Genomic DNA, 20,573 nt, shown 5'->3' with positions numbered 1-20,573 from the left:
TCTACCAGTTTCACCAGAACCGCTGGGTTATAGGCATTCTTACCAAACCAAAGTCTTCTGTCGGCGCTCGCGCTGATAACCCCTCGTTCGGCTACCGTGAGCGCCCGTCGAACTTGCATGAAGAATCTATCAACAGCCGTCAATGACGCCTTCAGGTGCAGCCGGGCAAAATGACGAAGCTGGTCACTCCGCTTTTCCGGGTCAGTCTCGGGTTCGTCAATATCAGTGAGCCACGAAACTCCCTTTTGTGGCTCTCGCATGTCCGCGATTGGATGTCGAAACCAAGGGTCGCCCCACTTGCCAATAAGTGTTGGGCTGCTTAACTCTTCCAGGGCCAGGATTAAGCTGGCCTCTTCCTCGTCAACTCCGGCGTCACTCATTACCTTCCGGAGTCGCCGCTTGGCAGCGCCAACAATCCCCTTCTTCTGGTCAACCGTGAATTCCTTGAGGACCTTTACGTAGAATGCGTCTGCGGTCCTATTTAGAACGCGCTCCGGAACGCTCACCAAGATTGCAGCCCGAATACCAGATTCTTGGTCAACGAAGAATCTTAGTTTCTCTGCCTTCTGCAGCAATCTCGTCACGAACTGAATATGTGCCGCCATGACGGTCTGCTCGTGCAAGAGCATGCCCTTGGCCGGCGCCCTGGTCGCCGTCGAGGGGTCGTCGCCGCTCTCGATGTCCTCGCGCTCCTGAGCCGCGTCATAGGTGTCCTTGACAGCCGCGAGCAGCTCCCCAGGCAGCTCAGTTGGCTCCTCGCTGGCCCGTCGGGTGCCCTTACGGCTCGCGGCAGCCCGTACCGCAGCGTCATCCCAGTCTTGGGGTAACCAAACCCGAGCAAACCGTCGAAAGGGTTTTGCCAATCGCTGGTCGCCGAATTTGGTCATCTCCTCCTTGACCTTCTCACTATCCATCTCGCCATCGAAGTTGACGTTCGCCGCGTACAGGTAGCCTGTTATTTGGTCGGCGCTCGCGATGGAAAGGAGGACAGTGTTCTTTCTGCTCTTCCGGTCCGACCAGTTGACAATGAGCTTTTGTCGGTCGGTCGAGATATACCTCTTGCCGAGGTCCTCCCGGTCAAGAAGCCCGCGCTCTCGCTCGCCAGCAAAAATCTGGCATTGCTCGTGGATAAAGTCGATTCGGTCGTAGAGAATAGCAGGCGAAATTCCCAGCACCTTGATGATTCGCCGCAAGGGCATCGAATTCATCAGATGCTCGAATATGCCAATGTTCGGATGGGTTTTCTGTTGGCGCTTTGTCGAGCGACCGCCAAAGACGAATATCTTTCGACAGGCTCCGCACTTGAATCGCGGCGTGCCGTGTGCGTTAGTTCCGAATCTTGTGTGCCGCCCACTATGTTCAGGTTCGGCTTTGCGGAATAGCTCGCAGTCCTCGTTGGGACACGTTGGAAGCTGGGGCTCCAGGTATCTGCCGATTCGCAATAACTCTTCCGCGATGGCCAGATTGCTCTGCATGGGAAAGCTTTCCCTGCAAAGGTGGCAAAACAGATTTGGTTGACCCTTACCGCTGGCGACAACGCGGTAGTCTCCGGGTGCGTATCCACCCGGCTTTCGGGCGGCGGCCCCACGCTTGGACTCGTTGTGGGGCGGTACGCCAAAGTTGGCGCACTTAGGGTTCCGGCAGTGGTTGACCTGGATGCCGGCGGCGGTCGGAGGGAACCGCCAAGGCCATTCGCCGGACGAAACCGCTCCTGGAAGCGATTTCACCTCAGACAAAGAAGCGCCCCAGTCGTTGACTGGGGCGCATTGTGGGCCAATCAGGGCTACCTTAGCAACTCTTTCCGAGAACGGCTAGCCCCAAGGAGCCCTTTTTTACGAGATCCGCACTCAAGGCAAGGCGGAACAGGTCGATCAGTTCAACGGCGTCTTCTTGCCTTCCTTGTAGGTGTACAGCGTAATGGCCGGATTCTTCATTTCGCCATTGGGTTCAAACGCAATGTTCGCGGTCACGCCCTTGTAGTTGGACTTGAGCAACTCGGGGATATACACCTTCGGGTCCCAGGAGGAAATACCCTGACGCAGCATCAATGGCCGCTGCGCTCGCCTGCCAGTTCCTCGGCCACGGCTTCGTAGACGGCCTGCCGCACTACCGATTCCACTTCCTCTCGCAGACGAGGCACCATGGACCGTGTCTGCTCCTGTACCACCACTGCGATCGCCTCGCGCAAACGTTGGTCCAGCACGACGTCCACGCGCTGCATCACGCGATGCACCACGTACTCCTCAAACCCGTAGGGCAGCCCTGCAGGCAGCGGCGCAACCGGCGCGGGAGCTGCGAGGGGCGGTGGTGAATGCGGAGCCGCTGGCAAAGGCACAGAGAGCGACGCAGCGGTGGTCGCAGGTCGTGTCACCGGAGGCGACGGACGCGCCGAGCTCCCTTCGGCTTCAGGCATCTGCACCACGTCGGTGAGCGTGGGCACGAATCTGGGAAGTTTCTTGGTGGGTGTTGTCATCCCGCGCTTTCCTTAAGTACCAGATCGTGGCGAACGATGTCATACCCCAGCGCGGCATAGCCGCGCCAGCGCTCCCGCGCGCGCTTCCGATCATCCTCATCCGTCTGGCTAACCACCTCCACGACCCGAGCGTACTGCGCAAATCCCTCGGGCAAGACATTTCCCAGGTTGACCAACACGTCCCGATTCGGACTGGTACGAGGGTCTTGCACCAACACGGTGGGAGAGGCACGCAGAATTTCCTCGCCGGCGTCTCCCAGGCAATGGCCGACGAAATCCGAAGGGGCCAACGCCCAGAGCTGGCGATCGAGCCGCAGCAAGGTGTCTGCATCACCCGTGACCGTCACCCGCGCATCCTGCCGGGTGGCTTTTCGCACCAGGCGACAGACATACGCCAGTTTGTCGGGTGCATTGAAGTGGAATGCCACCTGTGTCATGCCGGCACCTTCAACGACATGGCCCTCAAGCCACCGACTTGCGGCTGCGCGTCTTTTGCTTGGGTTTCACGGTACTCACTGTCGCCCGCTCCAGCAGATAGTGCACCAGCAGTCCCACAGGGCGGCCGGTGGCGCCCTTGGCGGCGCCGCCCTTCCAAGCCGTCCCTGCAATGTCCAGGTGTGCCCACGGCGTGTCCCCGACGAAGCGCTGCAGGAACTTCGCGGCGGTGATCGAACCACCGGCCCGGCCTGCCACATTGGCCATGTCGGCAAAATTGCTCTTGAGCCCTTCTGCGTACTCGTCATCCAAGGGCATACGCCAGCAGGGGTCGAGCGCGGCATCGCCTGCCGATAGGAGCTGTGCCGCCAACAGGTCATCGGAGGCAAACAGTCCGCTGCGCAGGCCACCAAGCGCCACCACACAAGCGCCTGTCAATGTGGCAATGTCCACCACGGCGGCTGGCTTGAAGCGTGCCGCGTAGGTCAGCGCGTCGCACAGGACCAAACGCCCTTCTGCGTCTGTGTTGAGGATTTCGATGGTCTGGCCGCTCATGCTCGTCACGACATCGCCCGGCTTGACCGCTTTACCATCGGGCATGTTTTCGCACGCGGGAATGAGCCCCACCACGTTGATCGCCGGCCGGAGTTCCGCCAGCGCCCGGAACACGCCCAGGACGCTCGCCGCCCCGCCCATATCGAACTTCATCTCGTCCATCTCCGCCGCGGGCTTCAGCGAGATTCCCCCGGTGTCGAACGTAATACCCTTGCCCACCAGCACCACGGGAGCCTGCGTGCGGGCCGCGCCGTTGTAGCGCAATTCCACCAGGCGAAGCGGCTGATCGGATCCTTGAGCCACCGCCAGAAACGCCCCCATGCCCAGCTTGGCCACCTCGGCAGGGCCCAGCACCTGGCACTGGACGCTGGGGTATTTCGCAAGCGTCTTGGCGGCATTGGCCACCAGCGTAGGGGTCGCATGGTTGGCAGGGCGATTAGCCCACTCGCGCGCAAACTCTACACCGGCCGCCACGGCCGTGGCCGTGGCGAATTCCGGCTGCGCTGCACCCGCATCGGGCACGCCCAGGGTGACACGCAGCAAGGCACGCGGCTCAGCCTTGGTTTTGGTGGCCGTATAGACATAGCTCCCATCGGCCACCGCACGCACCGCAGCGCCGATGACGCCCCGCTGGGCCGAGGTTCCAAACACCAGCGCCACGCGCTTGACCGACGGCAACTTGAACGAGGGGGATAAGGCTTGCATGGCCTGGCGCACCGCATGTGCATCGGCCGCACCGCACCCCAGCAGCACAACCCGGCGCGCCGCAACACCGGCGGGGGCGTAGCACTGCAGGAGCTTGCCCGGCTTCACCTCCAGATCGCCTTGCTTGAGCGCATGCGCAACCATGGTCGACAGCACGTCGCTACCCGGCAGGAAGCCTTCAGGCACCAACACCACCAGCAGGTCGCATTTGTGCGCAGCAGAGGCAGCCAGCGAAAGCGTCTTCAGTTCGAAGTTCATAATCAGCGTTTTCCTTCGAGCCAATGTTATTCGATTCATCCATTCGCAAGGAGCTGGCCCGCACCTTCGGCGCGACCCTGGTGGTTCTGGTCACCGTCGTGATGACCATGATGCTGATCCGTACGCTGGGCCAGGCATCCCGGGGCAGCGTGAACCCTTCCGACGTGATGCTGGTCATGGGTTTCACGGTGCTGGGACAACTGCCCACCATCCTCAGCCTGAGCCTGTTCGTCACGGTGGTGGGGGCGCTGTCGCGCATGTACCGCGACAGCGAGATGGTCATCTGGTTTTCGGCAGGGCGCGGACTGATGAGCCTGCTGGCACCGCTGTTCCGGTTTTCTTGGCCCGTCATGCTGACCATCGCCGCGCTGTCGCTCGTGGTCTGGCCCTGGGCCAACCGGCAGATCCAGGAGCTCAAGACGCAATACGAGCAGCGCAGCGACGTGGACCGTATCGCGCCCGGGGAATTCCAGGAATCCTCCAATGGCTCACGCGTGTTCTTCATTGACAAGGACGCACCGGATGCCAACTCGGCCAGCAACGTTTTCATTGCCACCAACGAACCCAACCGCGAAACCGTCACCTCCGCGCAAAGCGCTCGCCTGGAGATCCGCAACGGCGAACGCATGGCGCTGTTGAGCAACGGGCAGCGGCTGGAGACGCTGCGGGACAAGCCGGGCCTGCGCGTCAGTGAATTTGCCGAGTACGGCACGCTTGTGGGTGGCGGATCGCAGAACGACCCCGAGGCGGCCTCCATCAAGACCCGCGACACCTGGGAGCTGGTTAGCGACCCGCAGCCGCGCCACCAGGCGGAACTGGGCTGGCGCATCGGCATGGCGCTGGCCGCGTTGAACTTCGTCGTCCTGGGCCTGGCGGTGGCCGTCGTCAACCCGCGGGCGGGGCGCAGCACCGGCCTGGTGTTCGCACTGTTCGCCTTTGTCGTGTACTACAACCTCATGACCGTTGGACAGACATGGATCGGCGTGGGCAGGCTGGGCTTGCTACCGTTCATGCTGATGCTGCACGGCGGTACCCTGGCCCTGGGCCTGCTGCTGCTGGCCGCGCGCCACAACCACTGGTCGCTGCGCAGCCTCCTGGGCCGGAGGACGGCATGAAAACCATCCGCCGCTTCATCTACCGCGAAGTCGTCGTGGGTGTGGCCTTCGTCACCCTCGCCTTCCTCGCGCTGTTCTTCTTCTTCGACATGGTGGACGAGCTACGCTGGGTGGGCCGCGCGGGCGCCAATGGCTACCAGCTCTCGCACGCGCTGCTGTTCGTGGCGCTGAGCCTGCCGCAGCACCTCTACGAACTGCTGCCCATCACCGTGCTGATCGGCACCATCTTCGTGATGGCACGGCTGGCGCAGAGTTCGGAGTTCACCATCATGCGCACCAGTGGGCTGGGTCCCTGGCGGGCGCTGAGCACGCTGCTGATGCTCGGCTGCGCGTTCGTCATGGTCACAGTCATCGTCGGGGACTACATTGCCCCGGCGAGCGAAAAAGCGGCCTCCCTCGTGAAAGCCCGCCGGCTGGGCCAGATCAGCACTGGCGCCACGGGCGCATGGCTGAAGGAGCGCCAGGGCGACCATTCGATCGCTGTGAATGTGCGCGCCGTGGACCCCAATGGCGCCATGCGCGGCGTGCGGGTGTTCGATTTCGATGCGCGCGGACGCGTCGCCGCCACCATCCAGGCGGAACAGGCCACCTTCGACGACGCCCGCGATGCGTGGAATCTGCAGCAGGTCCAGCGCACCCTTTTTGAGGCCGAGGCCGATGGCGGCATGCGCGTGTCGCGCCTGCAAGAGCCCACCTTGCGTTGGCCCACGCGCATCAGCCCCGACATGGTGGCCGCGTCGCTGCTCAAGCCGGACAAGATGGCGACGATCGAACTGTTCCGCTTCGTACGCCACCTGGAGGCCAACGGCCAGTCGGCACAGCGCTACGAGATCGAGTTCTGGCGCAAGGTCTTCTATCCCTTGAGCTGCCTGGTGATGGTGGTGCTCTCCCTGCCCTTCGCCTACCTGCATTTCCGCTCGGGGGGCATTGCGGGCTATGTGTTCGGCGGGGTGATGGCCGGCATCAGCTTCTTCCTGCTGAACAATGTGTTCGGCTTCGCGGGCAATCTGCAGAACTGGTCGCCCTGGCTGACCGCGGCCGCGCCGGGCCTGATCTATTCCGTGCTTTCTCTGGCAGCGTTTGGATGGCTGGTATTGAGGCGCTAGACCCACCGCAGTAGACACATGACGAACCCTAGTCCCAACGGCATCGTGCTGTTCGCACACGGCTCTCGCGACCCCCTGTGGCGCCTACCCATGGAGGCGGTGCTCGCGCGCATGCGCGCCGAGCAGCCCGTGCTGGAAGTGCGCTGCGCCTACCTGGAGCTGTGCGCGCCCGACCTGCCTTCAACGGTTGCCGCGATGGCGGCGCAGGGCATCACCCAGGTGGGCATCGTGCCCATGTTCCTCGGCACCGGGCGGCATGCGCGCGAAGATCTCCCCCGCATGGTCGATGAGTTGTCCCAGGCGTTTCCACAGATGCGCCTGCACCTCAGCCCTCCCATCGGCGAGGACGAACGCATGACGGCCCTGATGGCGCGCATTGCCGCCGAAGCATTGGTGCCTTAACGATATCTGCGCCTTTCGCGCCCGCCGTTAGATTGATGCAGCATAATGATGCGACTTCTTAGCCGCATTTCAATATGAATCTGCACCAGTTTCGCTTCGTTCAAGAGGCGGCGCGCCGCAACCTCAACCTCACCGAAGCCGCCAAGGCACTGCACACCTCGCAGCCGGGGGTATCCAAGGCGATCATCGAGCTGGAGGACGAGTTGGGCGTGGACATCTTCGCGCGCCACGGCAAGCGGCTCAAGCGCGTGACCGAGCCCGGTCAGCACGTCCTCAAGAGCATCGAACTCATCATGCGCGAGGTGGGCAACCTCAAACGCATCGGCGAGCAGTACAGCGCCCAGGACAGCGGCACCCTCGCCATTGCCACCACCCACACCCAGGCGCGTTATGTGCTGCCCGTACCGGTGGCCAAGCTGCGCGAGGCGTATCCCAAGGTCAACATCAGCCTGCACCAGGCCACGCCTCACGAGGTGGCGCGCATGGTGATCGACGAAGTGGCCGAGATCGGCATGGCCACAGAGTCGCTGGCGGAGTATCCCGACCTCGTCACCCTGCCCTGCTACGAGTGGCAGCACGTCCTGGTGCTGCCCCCCAGCCATCCGCTGGCGCAAAAGGAGCGCGTGGGACTGGAGGACATCGCGCACGAGTCGCTCATCACCTACCACCCCTCATTCACCGGGCGCGGCAAGATCGACCAGGCCTTCGCCACCCGCAAGCTGCAGCCGCGCATCGTGCTGGAGGCCATCGACTCCGACGTGATCAAGACCTACGTGCGCCTGGGGCTGGGCATCGGCATCGTGGCGGAGATGGCCATGCGCGACGACCCGCTGGGCGACCTCGTCGTGCGCCCCGTCGGCCATCTGTTCGGTCAGAGCGTGGCGCGCGTGGCTTTCAAGCGCGGCGCCTACCTGCGCAACTTCGTCTACAAGTTCGCCGAGCTGCTGAGCGACCGCCTGAGCCGCGACCTGATTGCCCGCGCCATGACCGGGCACGTCAACGACTATGAGTTGTGATGCGCCCTGAGCCGCTTTGAGGCTTCCCGCATGGGGACGACGACAGCGGCCTGGGCAAGCCCGCCCCAAGACCCGTGTTCGCAAGGCATGCGGCCGTCGGAACGCCACGCGTTGCGCCAGTTTTGAATGAGTGACACCCAATGACCACGCCCCACTTTCCCAGCCGCCTGCCCAACGTGGGCACCACCATCTTCACCGTGATGTCCGCGCTGGCGGCCGAACACCAAGCCGTGAACCTCGGCCAGGGCTTTCCTGACTTCCACTGCGACCCGCAACTGATCGACGCCGTCACGCGCGCCATGCAGGCCGGCCACAACCAGTACCCTCCCATGGCCGGCGTGCCCGCGCTGCGACAGGCCGTTGCTTCAAAAATTGAAGCGCTTCACGCTCGCCCGTATTGCCCCAACGCCGAAATCACCATCACGGCCGGGGCGACCCAAGCCATTCTCACCGCCATCCTCGCCTGCGTGCAGCCAGGCGACGAGGTGATCGTGCTGGAGCCCTGCTACGACAGCTACGTGCCCAACATCGCGCTGGCCGGCGGCGTCGTGGTCCGGGTGCCGCTCACGCCGGGCAGCTTCCGCCCTGACTTTGCCAAGATCGCGGCGGCCATCACGCCGCGCACGCGTCTGTTGATCATCAACACGCCGCACAACCCCAGCGCCACCGTGTGGACGGCCGACGACATGCGCACGCTGGAGGAACTGCTGGCCCCCACGGACGTGCTCCTGATCAGCGACGAGGTGTACGAGCACATGGTCTTCGACGGCGCCGAGCACCAGAGCGCCGCGCGCTTCGCGGGCCTCGCGGAACGCGCCTTCATCGTCTCCAGCTTCGGCAAGACCTTCCACGTCACGGGTTGGAAGGTGGGCACCGTGGCTGCCCCCGCCGCCATGACGGCGGAGTTCCGCAAGGTGCACCAGTTCAATGTGTTCACCGTGAACACACCCATGCAGTACGGCCTCGCGGACTATCTGCAGAACCCCGCGCCTTACCTGCAGCTGCCGGCCTTCTACCAGGCCAAGCGCGACCTGTTCCGCCAGGGTCTGGAGGGCTCGCGACTCAAGCTGCTGCCCAGCACCGGCAGCTACTTCCAGTGCGTGGACATCTCGGCCGTGAGCGACCTGAACGAAGCGGACTTCTGCCAGTGGCTCACGCGCGAGATCGGCGTGGCCGCCATTCCCCTGTCGGCCTTCTATGGCGACGGCTTCGACCAGCGCGTGGTGCGTTTTTGCTTCGCCAAGAAGGACGAAACGCTGCGTGCGGCCATCGAACGCCTGCGCACGCTTTAAGCCAAAACAGGCCCCCGCGCTTATCCAGCAAGCGCTAGCAGCTCATCATTCAATAGCACCCAGGAGCGTTGCCTCCTGGCGCACGCAATCGACGGCGAGCGACGTAGCGCATGGCGCGGGCCTGCATCTGTGACACCCCATGTGGCACACAGGTGCCGCGGAAAGTCGCGCCACTGCGCCGCGCAGCCCCGAGCAAGCCGTGGGGCAGTACGGCGGATGCCACCATTGCCCGCCCGCCACCGCCGGAACACCTGGGGAGCACGAGAGGGGATCGTATTCACCTCGACCTTTCCGCCGTCGACCGGCACGGGCGACAGACGCGGCGCACCTTGGCTCACGACGTTGGTATGTTTTTGATAGCTGCCAGCGCCCGTCCCACAAGCGCCAGAGGCCAATTCGACCTCAACTCACAACAGCACGATGTCGTACTGCGCCTGGCCCATGGCGCTTTCTGCCTGCAGGGAGATCGGCTTGCCAATGAAGTCCGACAGGCCCGCCAGGTGCTGGCTCTCCTCGTCCAGGAACAGCTCCACCACGCGCGGGGACGCCACCACGCGGAACTCGCGTGGATTGAACTGGCGCGCCTCGCGCAGCACCTCGCGCAGGATGTCGTAACACACACTGCGCGCGGTCTTCACCTGGCCCGCGCCCTGGCACGTGGGGCACGGCTCGCACAGCATGTGCGCCAGCGATTCGCGCGTGCGCTTGCGCGTCATCTCCACCAGGCCCAGTTGCGAAAAACCGCCCACCATGGTCTTGACCCGGTCGCGCGCGAGCTGCTTGCGGAACTCCGCCAACACTGCGGCCTGGTGGTCCTCGCGCAGCATGTCGATGAAGTCGGCAATGACGATGCCGCCCAGGTTGCGCAGGCGCAACTGCCGCGCGATGGCGCCCGCGGCCTCCAGGTTGGTCTTGAAGATGGTGTCGTCGAAGTTGCGCGCGCCCACGTAGCCGCCGGTGTTCACGTCGATGGTGGTCAGCGCCTCGGTCTGGTCCACGATGAGGTAGCCGCCCGACTTGAGCTGCACGCGCCGGCCCAGCGCCAGGGCGATCTCCTCGTCGATGGAATACAGATCGAAGATGGGGCGCTCGCCCTTGTACAGCTGCAGCTTGGCTGCGGCCGCAGGCATGAATTCGTTGCCGAACGCCTTCAGCGCCACGAACTGCTCGCGCGAATCGATGCGTATGCTCTGCGTTTGCTCGCCCGCCAGGTCGCGCAGCACACGCTGCAGCAGGCTCAGGTCCTGGTACAGCAGTGAGGTGGGCGGATGCGTCAGCGCTGCCTGCCGGATGCCTGCCCAGGTCTTGCGCAGGTAGGCGATGTCTTCGGCCAGCTCTTCGTCGCTGGCGTCCTCACCATTGGTGCGCAAAATGAAGCCGCCGCTGCTGCCCGATGCCTGGTCATCCACCAGCTTCTGCAACCGCGTGCGCAAGGCGTCGCGCTCGGCCTGGGGAATCTTCTGCGACACGCCCACGTGGTCGTCCTGCGGCAGGAAGACCAGCAACCGCCCGGCGATGCTGATCTGCGTGGACAGGCGTGCGCCCTTGCTGCCGATGGGGTCCTTGATGACCTGCACCATGAGCGCCTGGCCCTCGAAGACCTGCTTCTCGATGGGCACGGGCGGTTCGTTCTTGCGCGCGAACATCGGCGCCTCGCCGCCTTCCTGGCGGTGCCACACGTCCGCCACGTGCAGAAAGGCCGCACGCTCCAGCCCGATGTCGATGAAGGCCGATTGCATGCCCGGCAGCACGCGCGAGACCTTGCCCAGGTACACGTTGCCGACCAGGCCCCGCTCCAGCGTGCGCTCCACGTGCAGTTCCTGCACGGCGCCGTTTTCGACCACGGCCACGCGCGTTTCCTGCGGCGACCAGTTGATGAGGATGTCTTGTTGCATGGGCTTTTGCCAGATGAGGCGCCCATGATGCCTCAGAACCAGCGCTGCCCGCCGCCCTACCGGCGGCCGGCGCCCGTCACACCATCGTCGCCAGCATGCCCTGCATGAGTTGCGGCTGCAGCGCCACCACGTCGCCCACGATGATGAGCGCCGGCGGACGCACGCGGTGCTGCTGCGCCAGCGCGGGCAGGTCCTGCAGCGTGCCGGTGATGCAGCGCTGCCCGGGCAGCGAGGCTTGCTCCACCAGCGCTGCGGGCGTGCTGTCCGGCAGGCCGTGGCGCACCAGTTCGCGGCAGATGATCGGCAGCGTGCCCACACCCATGTAGATCACCACGGTTTGGCGCGGGCGCGCCAGCGCCTCCCAGTCCAGCGCCACTTCGTTGTCGCCGCGCAGGTGGCCGGTGGCAAACACCAGGGTCGCGGAGTGGTCGCGGTGCGTGAGCGGGATGCCGGCGCAGGCGCCCGCACCCTGCGCGGCCGTGATGCCCGGCACCACGTCGAACGCGATACCGGCCTCGGCCAGCGCCTGTACCTCTTCGCCGCCACGGCCGAAGATGAAGCCATCGCCGCCTTTCAGACGCACCAGGCTGCGCCCGCTGCGCGCCAGGCGCACCATGAGGTCGATGATCGATTCCTGCGGCAGCGTGTGGTGCGAGGACTGCTTGCCCACGTAGATCAGGTCGGCATCCTCAGCCACGTAGCGCAGCACCTCCTTGCCGACCAGGTGGTCGTAGAGCACCAGGCGCGCGCCGCGCAGGGCCTTGACGGCGCGCAGCGTGAGCAACTCAGGGTCGCCCGGGCCTGCGCCCACCAGCGTCACGTGTCCAGGCTTCGGGGGCTGTCCGGACTCTCCTGCTGCGGGTGCCACGGTGAACCAGCGCGCATCTTCAATGAAGCTCATATGGGCCTCTCCTTTGCGGATCATGGGGTGGCTCCATTGTTCAAAGGCTGCACCGTTTGCGTCCTTGAACCAGTTCAAGGACAGCGGCAACACCCGCTGCGACGATGCTCCCACTCGCATGAAGAGGGGATGGACAGCGACCTCGCGAGAGTGGCCGTGGCAGCCGCCAGGGCCCACCCAAGCGCTGATCCGTGACGCAGAGGACCCACAATGACAGCAAAGAGGATTGCCAGGCTGGTCGCATTAGCGGCCGCCACCCTGGTGTCTGCCACCGCTATGGCGCAGGACGCCAAGCCAGTCTCGGAGGCCGAGAAAAACTACCAGGCAGGCGGATCGCCGCTGGCGGAAGTGCCCATGTACCAGAGCACGAACCCCAAGGCACCCAAGATGACGCAGGCCGAGTTCGACCGCGCACGCCAGATTTACTTCGAGCGCTGCGCGGGCTGCCACGGCGTGCTGCGCAAGGGCGCCACGGGCAAGCCGCTCACACCGGACGTGACCCTGCCCAAGGGCACAGACTACCTCAAGGTCTTCATCGCCTACGGCTCGCCTGCCGGCATGCCCAACTGGCAGACGTCCGGCGAATTCGACGAGGCGACCGTGGACCTGATGGCCCGCTACATCCAGCAGGACCCTCCCACACCGCCCGAGTGGAGCCTGGCCGACGCCAAGAACACCTGGAAGGTCATCGTGCCGCCAGACCAGCGTCCCAAGAAGAAGATGAACAAGTACAACTTGGACAACATCTTCTCCACCACGCTGCGCGACACGGGCGAAGTGGCGCTGATCGACGGCGACACCAAGCAGATCATCAACATCGTCAAGACCGGCTACGCGGTGCACATCTCGCGCATGTCGGCTTCGGGGCGTTATCTGTTCGTGATCGGCCGCGATGCCAAGATCAACATGATCGACCTGTGGATGGAAAAGCCCGACAACGTGGCTGAAATCCGCGTGGGCCTGGAAGCACGCTCGGTGGACACCTCCAAGTTCAAGGGCTATGAGGACAAGCTGGCGATCGCCGGTGCATACTGGCCTCCCCAGTACACCATCATGGACGGCAACACCCTGGAGCCCCTGAAGATCGTGTCCACCCGCGGCATGGTCGTCGGCACGCAGGAATACCACCCCGAGCCGCGCGTGGCTTCCATCGTGGCATCGCACTACAAGCCCGAGTTCCTGGTGAACGTGAAGGAAACCGGCAAGACGATGATGGTGGACTACTCCAACCTGAATGCGCTGAAGACCACCGAGATCGGCTCGGCTCCCTTCCTGCATGACGGTGGCTGGGATGCATCCAAGCGCTACTTCATGGTGGCTGCCAACAACAGCAACAAGATTGCTGCGATCGACGCCAAGGACGGCAAGCTGGCCGGTCTGACCGAAGTGGGCAAGATCCCCCACCCCGGCCGCGGCGCCAACTTCACGCACCCCAAGTACGGTCCGGTGTGGGCCACGGGTCACCTGGGCGACGAGACCATCTCGCTGATCGGCACCGACCCGCAGAAGAACAAGCAATACGCCTTCAAGGAAGTGGCCAAGCTCAAGGGCCCGGGCGGCGGAGCGCTGTTCATCAAGACCCATCCCAAGTCCAAGCACCTGTGGTCCGACGCACCGCTGAATCCTGATCCCAAGGTTTCGCAAGCCGTGGTGGTGTTCGACATCAACAACCTGGACAAGGGCTACGTCACGCTGCCGATCGCCGAATGGGCAGGTCTGCCCGATGACGGCGGCGCCAAGCGCGTGACCCAGCCTGAATACAACAAGGCAGGTGACGAAGTGTGGTTCGCCGTGTGGTCGGCCAAGGACAAGCAAAGTGCGCTGGTCGTCGTGGACGACAAGACGCTCAAGCTGAAGTCCGTGATCAAGGACCCGCGCCTGATCACGCCGACCGGCCACTTCAACGTGTACAACACCCAGCACGACGTCTATTGACGCACTTCGAAGGCCAGCCATGTCACGCACCGCGTTCCTGTCCCTGGCCCTGGCATTGGCCGCTTCGGCGGCCGGCGCACAGGGCACGCCCGACCCTGACCGAGCCGCCCAGCTCGTGCGCATGGTGCGGCAGGACTGCGGTTCGTGCCATGGCATGCGCCTGACGGGCGGCCTGGGTCCCGCGCTCACCCGCGAGGCCCTGGCCGGCAAGCCGCCCGAGTATTTGGCTGCCGTCATCACCCACGGCATCCCCGGTACACCCATGCCGCCCTGGAGCGCCATGCTGCAGGGAAGCGAGGCCCTGTGGATCGCCGAACAGCTGGCCAATGGGTTCCCCGAAGAAAACAGGAGGTCCGCCCCATGAAACGGCGTGCCCTGCTCTCCCTTACCGCCAGTGCACCCCTGATTGCCACGGGCTGTGCGGCTCCCTCTTCCACCACCTCCACCTCCGCCGCTCCTGCAGCCACGCTGCAGGGCACGGGCGATCTGGGCGTGGTCATCGAGCGCGCCAAGGGCGCACTCACCCTGATCAACACCAGCCGGCGCGAAGCCGTGGGCCGCGTTACCGGCCTGGGCGACCTGTCGCACGCCTCGGTGGTGTTCTCGCGTGACGAGCGCTTTGCCTACGTCTTCGGCCGCGACGGCGGCCTGACCCAGGTAGACCTGCTCACCCAGCGCATCACGGGCCGTGTAATGCAGGCCGGCAACTCCATCGGTGGCGCCATCAGCGCCGACGGCAGCCTGGTCGTGGCGCAGAACTACACGCCCGGCGGCGTCAAGGTCTTCGACGCCGCCACCCTGGAGTTGCTGGCCGACCTTCCCGCCCACACGGCCAGTGGCGAACGCTCGCGCGTCGTCGGCCTGGCCGACCTGCCGCAGCGCCGGTTCATCTACAGCCTGTTCGACGCGAACGCCATCTGCATCGCCGACTGCTCCAACCCCCGAAAGCCGCAGGTCACCACCATCCCCAACATCGGCCGCCAGCCCTACGACGCGCTGGTCTCGCCCAACGGACGCCACTACATCGCCGGCCTGTTCGGTGAAGACGGCCTGGCCATGGTGGACCTCTGGGACAACCCGCCGCGCGTGCGCCGCATCCTCGCAGGCTACGGCCGCGGCCAGCAACCGCTGCCGGTGTACAAAATGCCCCATCTGCGCGGCTGGGCCATCGCGGGAGGCCATGCCTATCTGCCGGCCATTGGCCGCCATGAGGTGCTGGTGGTCGACACCGCCACCTGGGCCGAGGTCGGCCGCATTCCGGTCGCGGGCCAGCCGGTGTTCGTGATGGCGCGGCCCGACGGACGTCAGGTGTGGGTCAACTTCTCTGTGCCAGACTACAACCGCGTGCAGGTCATCGACACTCCGAGCCAGCGCGTGGTGCAGACGCTGGAGCCCGGCAAGGCCGTGCTGCACATGGAATTCACGCCGCGCGGCGAATCGGTCTGGATCAGCTGCCGTGACGACAACCGCGTTCAGGTCTACGACACGCACACCTTGCAGTCCCAAGCCAGGCTGGACGTGGACGCCCCCAGCGGCATCTTCTTCACTGCCCGCGCACAGCGCATGGGGTTCTAAGCCATGCCGAGCAGCCAGAACGCAACCCACCTCGCGCTGCTCAACCACTGGCAGCGCGGCTTCCCCCTGTGCGCCGAACCCTTCGCGGCCATCGGCCACAGCCTGGGGATGGATGCCGAGGCCGTGCTCAGCGGCTACGCACGGTTGTGGCAGGCGGGCGCGCTCAGCCGCATCGGCGCGGTGTTCGCGCCGGGCGCGGGGGGCGCCTCCCTGCTGGCGGCCATGGCCGTGCCGCCCGAACGGCTCGACGACGTGGCCGCCACGGTGTCGGCCCACCCTGGCGTCAACCACAACTACGAGCGCGAGCACACCACCAACCTCTGGTTCGTGGCCACCGGCCATGACGCGGACCAGGTGGAGCGCCTGCTCCAGTCCATCGAGCACACCACCGGCCTGCCCGTGCAGCGCCTGCCCATGCTGCGCCCCTACCGCATCGACACCGCCTTCGACCTGGAGAGGACATCCGCAGGCGTGGGGGACGGCGTCGGCACCACGGGCCCCACGGGCCGCGCACGCACCCCCCTGGCACCCGAAGACTGGCCCCTGGCCGCGCTGGCCGAGCAGGGCCTGCCGCTGACCGAGCGGCCCTATGACGTATGGGCCGACCAGCTTCACAGCAGCACGCCCGCCGTGCTGGCCACCATTGCCCGCTGGCAGGACGAAGGGCTGCTCAGCCGCTTCGGCGTGGTGGTGCGTCACCATGAACTGGGCTACACAGCGAATGCCATGGCCGTGTTCGACGTGCCGGACGACCACGTGGACACCCACGGCATGGCCCTGGCCCATGCGCACGGCGTAACGCTGGCGTACCGCCGTGCGCGCACGCCAGACTGGCGCTACAACCTGTACTGCATGGTGCATGGGCGCGACCGCGCAGCGGTGCATACCCAGCTGGCGCAGGCCGTGGCCCAGGCGGGCCTAGCCCCCTGCCCCAGCGCCGTGCTGTTCTCGCTGCGGCGTTTCAAACAGACGGGTGCGCGGCGGTTTGCCCACCATGCGCCCCATGCCATTCCCGAACCCATGCAGGAGGCCGTCGATGCTCTCCCCTGAAGACGCTCGGCTGATCGACCACCTGCACGGCGGCTTTCCGCTGGTGGACCACCCTTTCGCCGCCGTCGCCGCCGACATCGGCTGGACCGAAGAGCAGGTCATCGAACGCCTGCACCGCCTGCTCGCCCAGGGTGTGCTCACGCGCTTCGGCCCGCTGTTCCAGATCGAACGCGCAGGCGGCCAATTCGTCCTCGCGGCCATGGCTGTGCCCGAGGATCGTTTTCACGCCGTGTGCGCTGCCGTCAATGCCTTCACCGAGGTGGCGCACAACTACCGCCGCGAGCATGCGCTGAACATGTGGTTCGTGGTGGCGGCCGAGTCCCCCGCGCTGGCGCGCGAGACCCTGGCACGCATCGAAGACGCGACTGGCCTGCCGGTCTACGCCTTTCCCAAGGAAGAAGAGTATTTCGTGGAGTTGCGCCTGCCGCCCCTGCCAGCGCAGTCCACCGGAGAACACCATGGCGCTTGATGCCTTCGACCGTGCGCTGATCGCCGCCACGCAGGGCGGGCTGCCGCTGGTGGCGCGCCCCTACGAAGCCGTGGGCGCCATGCTGGGCGTGCCTGGCGAGCAGGTACGCGAGCGCCTGGCCCGGATGATCGACGAGGGCCTGGTGCGCCGCATCGGCGCGGTGCCCAACCATTACCGCCTGGGCTACACGGCCAACGGCATGAGCGTGTGGGACGTGGACGATACCCAGGTCGCCGCGCTGGGCCGCCAAGTCGCCGCGCTGCCGGGCGTGAGCCACTGCTACCGCCGCCCGCGCCACCTGCCCCACTGGCCCTACAACCTGTTTGCCATGCTGCATGGCCCCAGCCGCGCGCATGTCGAGCAACAGGCCGAGCAGATTGCCGGCCTGCTGGGCGATGCCTGCCGCGCCCACGACATCCTGTACTCCACGGCCATCCTCAAGAAGACCGGCCTGCGCCTCAAGGAAGACTGACCATGTTTCGCATCAGCCAGTACCTGCGTGAACTCGCCCAGGCCCAAGCCACCGGAACCTACCCCACTTCGCGCGACCGGCACGCGCGCGGCCCCGTGGTCATCTGGAACCTGATCCGGCGCTGCAACCTCACCTGCAAGCACTGCTACGCGCTCTCGGCCGACCACGACTACGCTGGAGAGCTGTCGTTGCAAGAGGTATACACCGTCATGGACGACCTCAAGGCCTTCGGCGTGCCTGCGCTCATCCTCTCGGGCGGCGAGCCACTGCTGCGCCCCGACCTCTTCGAGATCGCGGCGCGCGCGCGTGACCTGGGCTTCTACACCGGCCTTTCGACCAACGGCACGCTGATCGACGCGCCCATGGCCGCGCGCATCGCGGGCGCAGGATTCGACTACGTGGGCATCAGCCTGGATGGCCTGAAGCCCACGCATGACAAGTTCCGCCGTCTGGACGGTGCGTTCGACCGCAGCCTGGCCGCCATCCGCCACCTGGCCACGCACAACGTCAAGGTGGGCCTGCGCTTCACCATGACAGCGCTGAATGCACACGATCTGCCCGCACTGCTGCAGCTCATGAAGGACGAGGGCGCCAACAAGTTCTATTTCTCGCACCTGAACTACGCGGGGCGGGGCAACATCCACCGCGACAAGGACGCGCACCACCAGGCCACACGCCAGGCCATGGACCTGCTGTTCAACCACGCATGGGCCGATGCCCAGGCCGGCAGCCTGGACGACTACGTGAGCGGCAACAACGATGCTGACGGTCCCTATTTGCTGCAATGGGCGCGCGAGCACCTGCCGCAATGGGAAGACGCCTTGCGCCAGCGCCTGGTGGCCTGGGGCGGCAATGCCAGCGGCCAGATGGTGGCCAATATCGACAACCTGGGCCATGTGCACCCCGACACCATGTGGTGGCACCACGACCTGGGCAGCGTGCGCGAACGGCCCTTTTCGCAGATCTGGAACGACACCAGCGACCCGCTCATGGCGGGGCTCAAGCAGCACCCGCGCCCTGTCCAGGGCCGCTGCGCCAGTTGCCAGTACCTCACGATCTGCAATGGCAACACCCGCGTGCGCGCACAGCAGCTCACGGGCAACCCCTGGTTCGAGGACCCCGGCTGCTACCTCACCGATGCCGAAGTGGGCGCCTCCAGCACGCCCTTCGAGTCCCCCGCCAAGCATGAGCGCCGTCGCACGATCGAGATTGCCCATGCGTAAACTAGAAACACATTTCCCTGAGCGGCTACACCGCTTCCCCCTTCTCTGCGCTATCGCGAAAAAGGTGGATACCGCCGCGGCAAAGCGGCCCTTGCGCGGCAGCCGCTGGTCTGGACCGAGCCGGTTTCTGGCGGCCTTGGGTCTGTTCTGGCTCGCGGGCCTGCACGCCCAAACCACCGAAGCCCTCCAGCCCAACGCCCCCGCCCTGTACCAGCAGCACTGCGCTGTATGCCACGGCGCGCAGCGCACCGGCATCATGGGCCCCGCGCTGCTGCCCGAGAGCCTGGAGCGCGTGCGCCCCGCCGAGGTGTTGCGCGTCATCCAGCAAGGGCGCCCCGCCACCCAGATGCCCGGGTTCTCAGAGCAGTTGGGCGACGCGGAGATTCGCGCCCTGGCCGCGTGGGTACGTACCCCCGTGGTGCCCGCGCCGCGCTGGGGCGAGGACGATATCCGGGCGTCACGCACGTTCACGCCCGTGCCCGACGATGAGCCCGCCAAGCCGAAGTGGAACGCAGACCCGATGAACCTCTTCCTCGTCGTGGAAGGAGGCGACCACCATGTCTCGCTGCTCGACGGCGACCGCTTCGAGGTCATCACGCGCTTTGCCAGCCGCTATGCGCTGCATGGCGGTCCCAAGTTCACGCCGGACGGGCGCTACGTGTTCTTCGGTTCGCGCGACGGCTGGATCACCAAATACGACCTGTGGCGCCTGCGCGTGGTGGCCGAGGTGCGCGCGGGCCTGAACATGCGCAACGTGGCCGTCAGCGGCGACGGGCGCTGGGTGATGGCCGCCAACTACCTGCCCCACACGCTGGCGCTGTTCGATGCCGATCTGAACCTCGTGCAGACATACGCCGCAGCCACGCTCGACGGCAAGGCGAGTTCACGCGTTTCGGCCGTGTACGACGCCACGCCGCGCAAGAGCTTCGTGGTGGCGCTCAAGGACATCCCCGAGCTCTGGGAAATCTCGTACGACCGGAACGCGGCCCCCATCTACGATGGTCTGGTGCACGACTACAAGATGGGAGAGGCCATCGCCAAGCCCGGCTACCTGGGCGTGCGGCGCACCCCCCTGAGCGAGCCGCTGGACGACTTCTTCTTCGACCAGTCCTACCGCCACGTACTCGGCGCCACGCGCCCGCGCAGTGGCGCCGACGAACGCGCAAGCGCACAGGTCGTGAACCTGGACATCCGGCGCAAGGTGGCCGATCTGCCCATCGCCGGCATGCCGCACCTGGGCTCGGGCATCACCTTCGCCTGGGGCGACACCACCGTGCTGGCCAGCCCAAATCTGGGCGGCGGGGCCGTGGACGTCATCGACATGAAGACCTGGAAGACGGTGCGCACCATCGCCACGCCCGGCCCGGGTTTCTTCATGCGCAGCCATGAGGACACGCCCTACGCCTGGACCGACTCCATGATGAGCCCCACGGCCAAGGACACTCTGACCATCATCGACAAGCGCACGCTGCAGCCGGTGGCCCAGGTGCGCGAGCCCGGCAAGACGCTGGCGCACATCGAGTTCACCCGCGATGGCCGCTACGCCCTCGCCAGTGTCTGGGAAATGGACGGCGCCCTGGTGGTCTACGACGCCGCCACCTTCAAGGAAGTCAAGCGCCTGCCCATGAAAAAGCCCGTGGGGAAATACAACGTCTGGAACAAGATCACCCGCAGTGAGGGCACATCGCACTGAACG

The 20,573-nt window shown here is 65.5% G+C and carries 19 protein-coding genes and 1 pseudogene; 13 read left to right on the top strand and 7 right to left on the bottom strand.

Annotated features, from left to right (window positions below; genetic code table 11):
* The 5 genes and pseudogenes from BV908_RS12185 to BV908_RS12165 all read right to left on the bottom strand — a co-directional run.
* On the bottom strand, window positions 1–1,475 hold a 1,475-nt coding region (locus tag BV908_RS12185; protein WP_146052208.1), incomplete at its 3' end, for a hypothetical protein.
* A 396-nt stretch (window positions 1,476–1,871) separates the two neighbouring features.
* Window positions 1,872–2,027, bottom strand: a pseudogene (locus BV908_RS12180) (branched-chain amino acid ABC transporter substrate-binding protein); the annotation flags it as partial.
* A 17-nt stretch (window positions 2,028–2,044) separates the two neighbouring features.
* Window positions 2,045–2,473, bottom strand: coding sequence for a hypothetical protein (locus BV908_RS12175; protein ID WP_103738276.1), 429 nt, complete (start codon window positions 2,471–2,473; stop codon window positions 2,045–2,047).
* Window positions 2,470–2,910, bottom strand: a complete 441-nt coding sequence (locus BV908_RS12170; protein ID WP_103738275.1) for a DNA polymerase III subunit chi — start codon at window positions 2,908–2,910, stop codon at window positions 2,470–2,472. Before BV908_RS12170 ends, BV908_RS12175 begins: the two co-directional genes overlap by 4 nt.
* Window positions 2,911–2,935: 25 nt before the next feature.
* On the bottom strand, window positions 2,936–4,426 hold the full coding sequence (locus BV908_RS12165) for a leucyl aminopeptidase (protein ID WP_103738274.1): 1,491 nt from the start codon (window positions 4,424–4,426) through the stop codon (window positions 2,936–2,938).
* Window positions 4,427–4,449: 23 nt separating this feature from the next.
* Here BV908_RS12165 and lptF point away from each other — a divergent pair, with 23 nt between their 5' ends.
* The 5 genes from lptF to BV908_RS12140 all read left to right on the top strand — a co-directional run bounded on the left by lptF (window position 4,450) and on the right by BV908_RS12140 (window position 9,357).
* On the top strand, window positions 4,450–5,541 hold the full coding sequence (lptF, locus tag BV908_RS12160) for an LPS export ABC transporter permease LptF (RefSeq protein ID WP_103738273.1): 1,092 nt from the start codon (window positions 4,450–4,452) through the stop codon (window positions 5,539–5,541).
* Window positions 5,538–6,647, top strand: a complete 1,110-nt coding sequence (gene lptG, locus BV908_RS12155) for an LPS export ABC transporter permease LptG (protein WP_103738272.1) — start codon at window positions 5,538–5,540, stop codon at window positions 6,645–6,647. The genes lptF and lptG overlap by 4 nt, the downstream gene beginning before the upstream one ends.
* A gap of 18 nt (window positions 6,648–6,665) precedes the next feature.
* Window positions 6,666–7,049, top strand: a complete 384-nt coding sequence (locus BV908_RS12150; protein WP_103738271.1) for a CbiX/SirB N-terminal domain-containing protein — start codon at window positions 6,666–6,668, stop codon at window positions 7,047–7,049.
* Window positions 7,050–7,123: 74 nt separating this feature from the next.
* The gene (locus BV908_RS12145; RefSeq protein ID WP_047351197.1) at window positions 7,124–8,065 is read left to right on the top strand and encodes a CysB family HTH-type transcriptional regulator; all 942 of its coding nucleotides are present in this window, start codon (window positions 7,124–7,126) and stop codon (window positions 8,063–8,065) included.
* 140 nt (window positions 8,066–8,205) lie between these two features.
* Window positions 8,206–9,357 (top strand): pyridoxal phosphate-dependent aminotransferase, encoded by a 1,152-nt coding sequence (locus BV908_RS12140; RefSeq protein ID WP_103738270.1) that lies wholly within the window; start codon window positions 8,206–8,208, stop codon window positions 9,355–9,357.
* A 407-nt stretch (window positions 9,358–9,764) separates the two neighbouring features.
* Here the strand turns inward: BV908_RS12140 and rng are convergent, their stop codons facing one another.
* A complete protein-coding gene (gene rng / locus BV908_RS12135; protein WP_103738269.1) occupies window positions 9,765–11,252 on the bottom strand; it encodes a ribonuclease G in 1,488 nt (495 codons plus the stop codon).
* A gap of 76 nt (window positions 11,253–11,328) precedes the next feature.
* Window positions 11,329–12,153 carry a uroporphyrinogen-III C-methyltransferase gene (cobA, locus tag BV908_RS12130; RefSeq protein WP_103738283.1) on the bottom strand — a complete coding sequence of 275 codons (825 nt, stop codon included), beginning with the start codon at window positions 12,151–12,153 and terminating at the stop codon, window positions 11,329–11,331.
* A 210-nt stretch (window positions 12,154–12,363) separates the two neighbouring features.
* Between cobA and BV908_RS12125 the strand changes: the two genes are divergently transcribed.
* The 8 genes from BV908_RS12125 to BV908_RS12090 are packed head-to-tail and all read left to right on the top strand — an operon-like array spanning window position 12,364 to window position 20,570.
* Window positions 12,364–14,088: a nitrite reductase gene (locus BV908_RS12125; RefSeq protein ID WP_011805163.1), complete on the top strand. Its 1,725-nt coding sequence runs from the start codon at window positions 12,364–12,366 to the stop codon at window positions 14,086–14,088.
* Between the two features lie 19 nt (window positions 14,089–14,107).
* On the top strand, window positions 14,108–14,452 hold the full coding sequence (locus BV908_RS12120) for a cytochrome c (protein ID WP_015913259.1): 345 nt from the start codon (window positions 14,108–14,110) through the stop codon (window positions 14,450–14,452).
* Complete coding sequence (locus BV908_RS12115; RefSeq protein ID WP_011805161.1) at window positions 14,449–15,663, top strand: cytochrome D1 domain-containing protein; 1,215 nt, start codon at window positions 14,449–14,451, stop codon at window positions 15,661–15,663. Before BV908_RS12120 ends, BV908_RS12115 begins: the two co-directional genes overlap by 4 nt.
* 3 nt (window positions 15,664–15,666) lie before the next feature.
* The gene (locus BV908_RS12110) at window positions 15,667–16,713 is read left to right on the top strand and encodes an Lrp/AsnC family transcriptional regulator (RefSeq protein WP_103738268.1); all 1,047 of its coding nucleotides are present in this window, start codon (window positions 15,667–15,669) and stop codon (window positions 16,711–16,713) included.
* Window positions 16,700–17,182, top strand: coding sequence for an Lrp/AsnC family transcriptional regulator (locus BV908_RS12105; protein ID WP_103738267.1), 483 nt, complete (start codon window positions 16,700–16,702; stop codon window positions 17,180–17,182). Before BV908_RS12110 ends, BV908_RS12105 begins: the two co-directional genes overlap by 14 nt.
* On the top strand, window positions 17,172–17,654 hold the full coding sequence (locus tag BV908_RS12100) for an AsnC family transcriptional regulator (RefSeq protein ID WP_011805158.1): 483 nt from the start codon (window positions 17,172–17,174) through the stop codon (window positions 17,652–17,654). Before BV908_RS12105 ends, BV908_RS12100 begins: the two co-directional genes overlap by 11 nt.
* Window positions 17,655–17,656: 2 nt before the next feature.
* Window positions 17,657–18,877, top strand: a complete 1,221-nt coding sequence (gene nirJ / locus BV908_RS12095; protein ID WP_103738266.1) for a heme d1 biosynthesis radical SAM protein NirJ — start codon at window positions 17,657–17,659, stop codon at window positions 18,875–18,877.
* Window positions 18,870–20,570, top strand: coding sequence for a nitrite reductase (locus BV908_RS12090; protein WP_246867497.1), 1,701 nt, complete (start codon window positions 18,870–18,872; stop codon window positions 20,568–20,570). The genes nirJ and BV908_RS12090 overlap by 8 nt, the downstream gene beginning before the upstream one ends.
* Window positions 20,571–20,573 lie beyond the last annotated feature (3 nt).

Source organism: Diaphorobacter sp. LR2014-1 (assembly GCF_002916785.1).
Lineage (GTDB): Bacteria > Pseudomonadota > Gammaproteobacteria > Burkholderiales > Burkholderiaceae_C > Diaphorobacter > Diaphorobacter nitroreducens.
The sequence above is the reverse complement of the archived record's forward strand: the minus strand, read 5'-3'. Positions and strand labels throughout refer to the sequence as shown.

Coding starts and splice junctions, on each gene's coding strand:
- BV908_RS12175 (WP_103738276.1), bottom strand. CDS start 2,473: ATGACAACACCCACCAAGAAACTTCCCAGATTCGTGCCCACGCTCACC.
- BV908_RS12170 (WP_103738275.1), bottom strand. CDS start 2,910: ATGACACAGGTGGCATTCCACTTCAATGCACCCGACAAACTGGCGTAT.
- BV908_RS12165 (WP_103738274.1), bottom strand. CDS start 4,426: ATGAACTTCGAACTGAAGACGCTTTCGCTGGCTGCCTCTGCTGCGCAC.
- lptF (WP_103738273.1), top strand. CDS start 4,450: ATGTTATTCGATTCATCCATTCGCAAGGAGCTGGCCCGCACCTTCGGC.
- lptG (WP_103738272.1), top strand. CDS start 5,538: ATGAAAACCATCCGCCGCTTCATCTACCGCGAAGTCGTCGTGGGTGTG.
- BV908_RS12150 (WP_103738271.1), top strand. CDS start 6,666: ATGACGAACCCTAGTCCCAACGGCATCGTGCTGTTCGCACACGGCTCT.
- BV908_RS12145 (WP_047351197.1), top strand. CDS start 7,124: ATGAATCTGCACCAGTTTCGCTTCGTTCAAGAGGCGGCGCGCCGCAAC.
- BV908_RS12140 (WP_103738270.1), top strand. CDS start 8,206: ATGACCACGCCCCACTTTCCCAGCCGCCTGCCCAACGTGGGCACCACC.
- rng (WP_103738269.1), bottom strand. CDS start 11,252: ATGCAACAAGACATCCTCATCAACTGGTCGCCGCAGGAAACGCGCGTG.
- cobA (WP_103738283.1), bottom strand. CDS start 12,153: ATGAGCTTCATTGAAGATGCGCGCTGGTTCACCGTGGCACCCGCAGCA.
- BV908_RS12125 (WP_011805163.1), top strand. CDS start 12,364: ATGACAGCAAAGAGGATTGCCAGGCTGGTCGCATTAGCGGCCGCCACC.
- BV908_RS12120 (WP_015913259.1), top strand. CDS start 14,108: ATGTCACGCACCGCGTTCCTGTCCCTGGCCCTGGCATTGGCCGCTTCG.
- BV908_RS12115 (WP_011805161.1), top strand. CDS start 14,449: ATGAAACGGCGTGCCCTGCTCTCCCTTACCGCCAGTGCACCCCTGATT.
- BV908_RS12110 (WP_103738268.1), top strand. CDS start 15,667: ATGCCGAGCAGCCAGAACGCAACCCACCTCGCGCTGCTCAACCACTGG.
- BV908_RS12105 (WP_103738267.1), top strand. CDS start 16,700: ATGCTCTCCCCTGAAGACGCTCGGCTGATCGACCACCTGCACGGCGGC.
- BV908_RS12100 (WP_011805158.1), top strand. CDS start 17,172: ATGGCGCTTGATGCCTTCGACCGTGCGCTGATCGCCGCCACGCAGGGC.
- nirJ (WP_103738266.1), top strand. CDS start 17,657: ATGTTTCGCATCAGCCAGTACCTGCGTGAACTCGCCCAGGCCCAAGCC.
- BV908_RS12090 (WP_246867497.1), top strand. CDS start 18,870: ATGCGTAAACTAGAAACACATTTCCCTGAGCGGCTACACCGCTTCCCC.